Source organism: Teichococcus deserti (assembly GCF_001982615.1).
In the GTDB taxonomy this organism is placed as follows: domain Bacteria; phylum Pseudomonadota; class Alphaproteobacteria; order Acetobacterales; family Acetobacteraceae; genus Pseudoroseomonas; species Pseudoroseomonas deserti.
In genome coordinates this window covers 1-8,554 of record NZ_MLCO01000256.1, presented here as the reverse complement: position 1 = coordinate 8,554, position 8,554 = coordinate 1, and the positions used below count along the sequence as shown (strand labels likewise).

Sequence of the window (8,554 nt, the reverse complement as noted above, 5' to 3'; positions counted from 1 at the left end):
TTCGGCGGGGGGGCATATCGCGGCGGAGCTGGCGCTGTCCGGGGTCTCGCTGGCGGGGGTGGCGGCCTTTTCGGGCGTCTATGACCTGGTGCCGCTGCTGGGGACGCCGCTGAACGACAAGCTGCGGCTGGATGGGGAAGCGGCGCGGCGGTTGTCGCCATTGTTCCGGGTGGGCGGCGCGTTGCCGCGTGGCTTGTTCGGGGTGGGCGGGGCGGAGACGCCGGCTTTTGTCGCGCAGAATGCGGCGATGGCGGCCGCCTGGGGCGCTACGCCCGTGGTGGTGCCTGGGGCCGACCATTTCTCCTTGCTGGACGCGGTGCCTGGCCTGATCGAAGGCTGGCTCGACGCCTGAGCGGGATTGTCCCGCCGTTTAGCCCTGGGCGGAAGACTGACAAAAAGAAGATGGGGGTCTGGGGGAATTCATTCCCCCAGCCTTATAACCGCTGGCTATAGCCGACCGTCATCATAGCAATGGCGGGCGGCCTTTTTGCGTCCCACCTTGTCGCCCCGGTTATGGAGAGGGGTTGGGCATGGCCTGGCGCGTCGGCGTGGATATTGGCGGCACTTTCGCGGATTTCGCCGCGCTGGACCTGGAGAGCGGGCGGCTTTCGACGCTGAAGGTGCTCACCACGCCCACGGCCCCGGGCGAGGACGTGGCGGCGGGGCTGCGCCGGCTGGTGGCCGATGAGAAGCTGGTTCCCGCGGCGGTCGAGCGCTTCGTGCATGGCACGACGGTGGGGGTGAACACCATCATCCAGCGGCGCGGCACGCGGCTGGCGCTGTTCACCACGGCCGGCTTCACCGACATGCTGGAGCTGGCGCGGCTGCGCATGCCGGATCCGTACAGCCTGTTCTGCGAGCGCCCCGAGCCGCTGGTGCCGCGCGAGCATGTCTTCGGCATCGCCGAGCGGATGGATGCCGAGGGGCAGACGCTGACGGCGCCCGACGTCGAGTCCGTCAAGGCCGCGCTGGCGGCGGCGCGGGCCGCGGGCTGCGAGGGCATCGTCGTCTCCTTCCTGCATGCCTGGCGCAACGACGCGCATGAGCAGGCGGTCGCGACCCTGCTGGCCGAGCTGGCGCCGGAGCTCTTCGTCTTCCGCGGCAGCGAGGTGTGGCCGGCGATCCGCGAATATGAGCGCACCACCACGGGCGTGCTGAACGCCTATGTGCATCCGCGCATCGACGCCTATCTGGAGCGGGTCGAGGGCCAGCTGAAGGCGGCCGGCATCGCGGCGCCGCTGCTGCTGACGACCTCGGCGGGCGGGACGATGACGGCGCAGCGCGGCCGGCGGGACTGCGTCGGCATGCTGCTGTCGGGCACGGCGTCCGGCGTCGTCGGCGCCGGGGTGGTGGCCAAGGCGGCGGGGGTGCCGGCGGTGCTGACGCTCGACGTCGGCGGCACCAGCGCCGATGTCGCGCTGCTGATCGACGGCGTGCCGGCCTTCGGCAGCGGCCAGACCATCGGCGAGTTCCCGCTGGCCATCCCGACCGTCGCGGTCATCTCCAGCGGCCAGGGCGGCGGCTCGATCGCGCATCTCGATGCCCAGGGCGTGCTGCAGGTGGGGCCGGAGAGCGCGGGCTCGACCCCCGGCCCGGCCTGCTTCGGCCGCGGCGGCGCGCGCTGCACGGTAACCGATGCGGCGCTGCTCTGCGGCATCCTCGGCCAGGGCGAGCTCGGCTTCGGCGCCATCGCGCCCGACCGCAGCCTGTCGGAGCTGGCCATTGCGCCGATCGCGACCGCGCTCGGGGTGGATGCGGCCAGCGCTGCCGAGGGCGTGCTGAAGGTCGCCATCAGCGGCATGCTGGTGGAGATCGACAAGCTGCTGGCGCGCGCCGGCCTGCATGCCAGCGAGCTGGTGCTGATGCCCTTCGGCGGCGCCGGCCCGATGCTGGGCGCGCTGCTGGCCGAGACCGCCGGCATCCGCCGCGTGCTGGTGCCGCCGGTCCCCGGGACGCTCTGCGCCCTGGGGGCTCTCGCCGCCGATCTGCGCCGCGACACCATGCGCACCGTGCTGCTGCCGCTGGAGGATGCTTTCTGGTCGCCGATCGCGGAAGGCTTCGCGGCCATCGCCGGCGAGGCCGAGGCCGCGCTGGCCGAGATGGGCGGCGCCGGCGAGAGCAGCCTGCAGATGGCGGCCGACCTGCGCTATCGCGGCCAGTCCTTCGAGCTGGAGGTGCCGGTGGCGTCGGGCCTGCTGGAGAAGCCCTCGGCCGAGGCGCTGGCGTCCCTGTTCCACGCCGCGCATGAAGAGGCCTTCGGCCATAGCGACCCGGGCGCGCCGGTGGAGGTGGTCAGCCTGCGCGCCGCCGCCCGCCGCGCGGCGCCGCCGGTGCCGATGCCGCGCCGCCCGCTGGTCGATGCGGTGATCGCCCCGGAGAAGACCATCCAGCTGCGGCTGGAAGGCGGCTGGCGCGAGGCCGGGCTGTATCGCCGCGTCCAGCTGCATCCGGGCGGGCGCCTGTCGGGGCCTGCCATCGTCACCCAGTCCGACTGCACCGTGCTGATCCCCGCCGGCTGGAACGCCAGCACCGACGAGCTCGGCAACCTCGTGATGGAGCACATCTGATGCGCACCGATCCCGTCACCCTGCAGGTGCTGCGCAACCACTGCCGCGCCGCCGCCGAGAGCATGGCGACCACCCTCTACCGCACCGCGCATTCGACCTTCGTCAAAGAGACGGAAGATTTTACAATTCAGCTGCTGGATGCTCAGGGAAAAACCTGCGCCGTGCCGCTGGACCTGGGCGCCACCTGGTATCCGGGCGTCGACTACGAGGCGGCGATCGCGCTGGTCCCGGGCGGCTACCAGCCCGGCGACATCGCCATGACCAGCGATCCCTATTCCGGCTACCTTTCCACGCATTCGCCTGACACGAACATGTGGAAGCCGGTGTTCCACGAAGGAAAAATCATCGCCTTCGCCGGCGGCCATATCCACAATGTGGATGTCGGCGGCGCCGTGCCCGCCAGCCTGTCGCGGACATTGACAGAGGTGCATCAAGAAGGGCTGCGCATCCCGCCGAGCAAGCTCTACCATGCCGGCCGCCTGGACGAGACGCTGCTGCGCACCATCCAGACCAATGTGCGCGTGCCCGACCAGAACTGGGGCGACCTGAAGGCGCTGGTCGCCGCGGTGAACACCGGCGAGCGCCGCATCCTCGACCTGGTGCGCCGCTTCGGCGTCGCCACCCTGGTCGACGGCCTGGCCGATCTGCTCGACTACGGCGAGAAGCAGGCGCGCGCCGTGCTGGCCAGCCTGCCCGACGGCACCTATCGCTTCACCGACTATTGCGACGAGGACGGCGTCGGCGGCGATCCGCTGCGGCTGAACCTGACGCTCCGCATCCAGGGCGATTCCGCCGAGCTCGACTTCACCGGCACCGATCCGCAGACGCTGTGCTCGATGAACGTGCCGACGGGCGGGCATCCGCGGCATTCGCTGCTGCTGGTCGGCGTCTACTACGTGCTGTCGGCGCTGCATCCAGGCATCACCCTGAACTTCGGCACGACGCGGCCCTTCACCTGCATCACGCCGGAAGGCAGCGTGGTGAACCCGATCGCGCCGGCCGCCGTCGGCATGCGCAGCCTGACCTGCGCCCGCCTGCGCAGCCTGGTCTTCGGCGCCTTCGCCCAGGCCGCACCCGAGCGGCTGCCGGCGGCGCCCGCCGGTTCGTCGTCGATCCTCAACCTCGCCGCCGAGAACACCCGCACCGGCCGGCGCAGCATCGCCGCCATCGCACCCATCGTCGGCGGCGGCGGCGGCATGCCGCATCGCGACGGCACCGACGGCTCCGGCGCCGATGCGGCCTACCTCAAGAACAGCCCGATCGAGATCACCGAGGCCGAGGCCCCGGTGCGCATCCTGCGCTACGGGCTGATGCCCGACACCGGCGGCCCCGGCGCGCATCGCGGCGGGCTGGCCACCGTGCTGGAATTCACCACCGACGCGCCGGATGCGACGGTGACCGCCCGCAACCGCGACCGCTCGATCTTCCAGCCCTGGGGCATCCTCGGCGGCAAGCCCGGCGCGCCCAGCAGCTTCACCCTGAACCCCGGCACCCCCGGGGAGAAGGACCTGGGCAACACCGACCTGCTGAACCCGGCGCCGGGCGACGTGGTGCGCATCGTTTCGCCCGGCGGCGGCGGCCGCGGCGACCCGGCCACCCGGCCCGTCGAGGCGGTGCTGCGCGACCTCCGCGCCGGCCGCCTGAGCCCGGCGGCCGCCAAGGAAGACTACGGTGTGGTGGTCGACGCCACCGGCAGCCTGGACGAGGCCGCCACCACCGCCCGCCGCGCCGGCATGACGCAGCGGGACGGCTTCGACGGCGGCCGCACCCGCCGCGCCCATGAGGCGCGCTGGACCGAGGAAGCCTATGCCGCCTTCGGCAGGCTGATGGCCAGCCAGCCCCCGGCCTGGCGCGGCCGGCTGAAGCGCCAGGTCTTCGCCGCCGTGCGCGCCACCCCCGGCCGCAGCGCCGCCGAGGTGGTGGCCGAATTCGCCACCCCCAGGCCGCGCCGCGCCTGACCAGGATCCGGCCGCAGGATCACCCCCTGCGGCCGGCCCGGCTTCGGGTTATGCTATGGCGGTGAACGCCCGCGACATCGAGATCTTCCGCGCCGTCATGCAATGCGGCTCGCTCAGCGCGGCGGCGCAGGTGCTGCACGTTTCGCAGCCGGCGCTGTCCAAGGCGCTGCGCCATTGCGAGGACCGCCTGGGCTTCCAGCTGTTCCAGCGCCGCTCCGGCCGCCTGGTGCCCACCGCCGAAGCCCAGGCCCTGCTGCCCGAGGCCGAGCGCCTGTTCCAGGAGCTGCAGGGCTTCAAGAGCTTCGCCCGCGACCTGGGCAGCCATCGCGGCGGGCTGCTGCGCCTCGGCGCCACGTCCTCCCTGGCCGTCTCGGTGGTCCCCCAGGCCGTCGCCGCCCTGAAGCGCGAACGCCAGGAAGCGCGGCTGACCCTGCACCTGCTGCCCGTGCGCGAGCTCGGCGAGGCGCTGCTGGCCCGTCGCCTCGACATCGGCCTGGCGATGACGCCCATGCCCCTGCCCGGCCTGCGCACCACCACCCTCGGCAGCCTGTCCTGCGTGGTCCTGCTGCCCGAGGCGCATCCCCTGGCCCGCCACGCCAGCCTGACCCCCGCCGAGCTGCGCGGCGCGCCCGAGGTGGGCTTCGCCGGCTGGCAGGATTTCGGCCACAGCCTGGACCTGGCCTTCGCCCAGCACGACACCCTGCGCAACCTGGCGGTGGAAGTCGGCACGACCGTCAGCGCCGTGGCCCTGGTCCAGGAAGGCGTCGGCTTCGCCATCCTCGACGGGCTCGCGGCGCGGCACCTGCCGCCAGGTGTGGTGTCGCGGCCCTTCGTGCCTGAGGTGCGGCGGGATGTCTTGATGCTGCAGAGCGAGGCTCTCGGCGCGTCAGCCTTGGTGGACAGGCTGAAAGAACTTCTCGTAGAGAAGATCAGGGAAAGGCCAGGGGAATGAATTCCCCTGGACCCCATCTTTTTTCTGTTCACCGGCCGCTTCAAGACCAGCACCTCACCGGCACCGACACGCGGGCATAGCGGCGGGACGCCATCAGAAAAACAGCGCGACCTCAAAGGTCGCGCTGCCCACTGGCCATTTCACGTACCGTCGTCACGTGGACACGGCAGTCACCACAGAAAGAAGAAGGCGCAAACATATATGTTTGCGCGGGGGAATTCATTCCCCCGACCTACCTATCCCTAAACTTCAATCCGCCCGAGCACCCGAAGCCTTCACGATCGGCACCCAGTAGTCGATCTCCTCGCGCAGGAAGGCGGCGAAGCGGGCGGGGGTGTAGTCGTGGAAGGGCGGCAGGCCCATGTCCTTGTCCAGGCGCGCAATGACGTTGGGGTCGCGCAGCGCGGTGTCGACCGCCTTGGCCAGCTTGTCGATCACCGCCGGCGCGGTTGTCGGCGGCGCGAACAGGCCGAACCAGGAATAGGCCTTGTAGCCCGGCAGGCCGGCCTCGGCGCTGGTCGGCACCTGCGGCAGCACGGAGGAGCGCTGCTCCGTCGCCATCACCAGCGCCTTCAGCGCGCCGGTCTCGACATGCGGCTTCATCAGGCCGGGGACGTCGGCGGTGAAGTCGACATGGCCGGCGAGGAGGTCGTTGAACACCGGACCGCTGCCGCGATAGGGCACATGGATCGCCTGGGTGCCGGTCTTCTGCAGGAAGGCCACGCAGGAGATATGGCCCGAGCTGCCGTTGCCGGCGCTGCCATAGGTGAACTTGCCCGGATTGGCTTTCAGCAGGGCGATGAATTCCTGCAGCGTGTTGGCGCCGAGATCCTTGCGCACGGCGATGCCGATCGGGGCCAGCACCGCCGGCGCCACGGGGGCCAGGTCCTTGACCGGGTCGTAGGGCAGCTTGCTGTAGAGGCCGAGCGCCAGCGCCGTGGTCGAGACCGAGGTCATGATGAAGGTGTAGCCGTCGCCCGGGGCCTTCGCGACGTAGTCGGTGGCCGTGGTGCCGCCGGCGCCGGGGCGGTTCTCCACCACCACCGACTGGCCGAGCAGCTCGGTCAGCTTCTGCGACAGCACGCGGGTCGAGACGTCGCTGGCGCCGCCGGCGGCAAAGGGCACCACGATGCGGATCGGGCGGGTCGGCCAGGTCGCCGCATCCTGGGCGAGCGCGGGGGTCGCGAGCAGCGCCGGCGTCGCGGCCAGCAGGCAGCGGCGGCGCAGCGGGAGGGTGGTCATAGCAGGATCTCCGGCGGAAGGCGGGGCGGCTCAGCGCCCGGGATTGAAGCTGGCATGGGCTGCGGCGCTGGCCGTCAGCCCGGCCTCGATGGTGGCGACCTCCTGGCGGATGCGGTCCAGGAAGGCCTGGCGGCCGGCGGCGTCGTGCCGGCTGGCGATGAAGTTGGTGGCCAGCGCCGCGGTCACGGCATGGCCCTTGGGGCGGATCGGCACGCTGAGCACGGCCAGTCCCTTGATCAGCGAATCATCGCTGAGCAGCCAGCCCTCCTGCTGCACCTGCTGCACGCGGCGGCGCACCTGCGCCAGGCTGGTGCCGAATTGCGGATAGCGCGCGGCATTGGCGGCCAGCACCGCCTCGATCTCCGCCTCGGGCTGGGCGGCCAGGATGGCCGCGCTGCCGGCGCCGATGCCCAGCGGCATCATGCCGCCGATGCCCTGGGTCAGGCTCTCGATGACATAGGCGCCTTCCTGGCGGTCGACGACCAGCGCGTTCAGCCCGCTGCGCACGATCAGGTAGAAGGTCTCGCCGAACTCGCCCGACAGCTGCAGCAGCGCGGGACGGCAGAGGCGGCGCAGCCCGCTGCCGTCGGCCGCTTGGCCGGACAGGCCGAGCAGGGCGAGACCCAGGCGCAGGCGCTTGGAGCCGGCGACGCGCTCGACCCAGCCGTGGCGCTCAAGCGCGGTCAGCAGGCGATGGGTGGTGGACAGGCTCAGCCCCTGCTGCGCCGCCAGGCGCGACAGCTGCAGCCCGTTGTTGCCGGTCTGCCCCAGCGCCTGCAGCAGGCCGATGGCGCGGTCCAGCACCTGGATGCCGGATTCCGCGGGGCCCGGGGCCGTCGCCGCCGCAGCGCTGTCCCGGGTGGCGCCGGAAGCGGCCGGATGATCATCGATATTGCCATCGATGCTCTGCAGAGAAGGAAGGTTGTCCATCACGGCGGCAGCCTAGCCAGCCTTACAGCGCCGCATCAATTCCTTAATGTGGAAGTCCGTGTCTTTTTGCTTCCGCTATGTGGAAAGAATAAACCTGGCCGCGACAGTATCGCCAGGCACACTGAAGGTGAGACAATTGGTAATCATTTCGAGATGCGGCGCATTGTGGCCCTGGCGAGCCAGCGCGCTAGACTGGCGCGGCGCGCCGAGTCGGGGTTCGGCGAATCGGCCCAAGGGGGGCCAGGCAAGGGCATTGGCATGATCACCTCCGAATTGCAGCGGCTGACGACGGACCTGACGCGCGATCCCATGCTGCGGGCGCGGCTGGCCGCGGCCCTGGCGCCCGGCGCCTCGCCGGTGGAAGCGGCAGCCCTGCTGCAGGCCGCCGGCTACCGCATCGGGCCGGAGCATCTTCGCCAGGAAGAGACGGCGCTGGACGATGACGCGCTGGATGGCGTCTCGGGCGGGAACTACGTGTTCCAGAACCCCAAGAGTCCCTACCGGGACTGAGGCCTCAGGCGATGATCACCAGGTCGTCGAAGAGCACCGGCACCCCGGTGCGGGCGACCAGGATGAGGCCGCCGGGGGCGATGCCGTTCGCGTCATAGCTGAGCACCCCGCCGACCGAGAGGAACTGGCCATGCGCGGAAGCCGCCGCCGTGGCCCCGGGCAGGTAGTAGCCGCTCGCGCCCAGATCCATGCCCGCCACCAGCCCGCCGCCGAAGGCCGCGGCGGAGATCTCGATGACATCCTCGCCAGGCACGTAGGCCAGGGTGTCGTAGCCGTCATTCGGCGCCAGGATGCGGTAATGGTCGATGCCGGCGCCGCCATCGAGGATGTCATAGCCCGGGCCGCCGACCAGGATGTCGTCCCCCGCCCCGCCCCGCCTCTCTCTTATACACATC

At 71.1% G+C, this 8,554-nt stretch carries 6 protein-coding genes and 2 pseudogenes; 5 read left to right on the top strand and 3 right to left on the bottom strand.

Annotation, left to right across the window (positions count from 1 at the left end):
• The 4 genes and pseudogenes from BKE38_RS32340 to BKE38_RS22825 form a co-directional block, all read left to right on the top strand.
• Positions 1-352, top strand: a pseudogene (locus tag BKE38_RS32340) (hypothetical protein); the annotation flags it as partial.
• 178 nt (positions 353-530) lie between these two features.
• Complete coding sequence (locus tag BKE38_RS22835; protein ID WP_076959537.1) at positions 531-2,567, top strand: hydantoinase/oxoprolinase family protein; 2,037 nt, start codon at positions 531-533, stop codon at positions 2,565-2,567.
• Complete coding sequence (locus BKE38_RS22830; protein ID WP_076959536.1) at positions 2,567-4,525, top strand: hydantoinase B/oxoprolinase family protein; 1,959 nt, start codon at positions 2,567-2,569, stop codon at positions 4,523-4,525. Before BKE38_RS22835 ends, BKE38_RS22830 begins: the two co-directional genes overlap by 1 nt.
• Before the next feature lie 55 nt (positions 4,526-4,580).
• Entirely contained in the window at positions 4,581-5,477 is an 897-nt protein-coding gene (locus tag BKE38_RS22825; RefSeq protein ID WP_076959535.1) for a LysR family transcriptional regulator, read from the top strand.
• A 249-nt stretch (positions 5,478-5,726) separates the two neighbouring features.
• Here BKE38_RS22825 and BKE38_RS22820 read toward each other — a convergent pair whose 3' ends face one another.
• Both BKE38_RS22820 and BKE38_RS22815 read right to left on the bottom strand, forming a co-directional pair.
• A complete protein-coding gene (locus BKE38_RS22820; RefSeq protein WP_076959534.1) occupies positions 5,727-6,719 on the bottom strand; it encodes a Bug family tripartite tricarboxylate transporter substrate binding protein in 993 nt (330 codons plus the stop codon).
• A gap of 30 nt (positions 6,720-6,749) precedes the next feature.
• Positions 6,750-7,649 (bottom strand): IclR family transcriptional regulator, encoded by a 900-nt coding sequence (locus BKE38_RS22815; protein ID WP_083747794.1) that lies wholly within the window; start codon positions 7,647-7,649, stop codon positions 6,750-6,752.
• Between BKE38_RS22815 and BKE38_RS31630 the strand changes: the two genes are divergently transcribed.
• Positions 7,599-8,159, top strand: a complete 561-nt coding sequence (locus tag BKE38_RS31630; RefSeq protein ID WP_131829696.1) for a hypothetical protein — start codon at positions 7,599-7,601, stop codon at positions 8,157-8,159. The genes BKE38_RS22815 and BKE38_RS31630 overlap by 51 nt on opposite strands.
• A 4-nt stretch (positions 8,160-8,163) precedes the next feature.
• Here the strand turns inward: BKE38_RS31630 and BKE38_RS32335 are convergent.
• Positions 8,164-8,554: pseudogene (locus BKE38_RS32335) on the bottom strand (hypothetical protein); the annotation flags it as partial.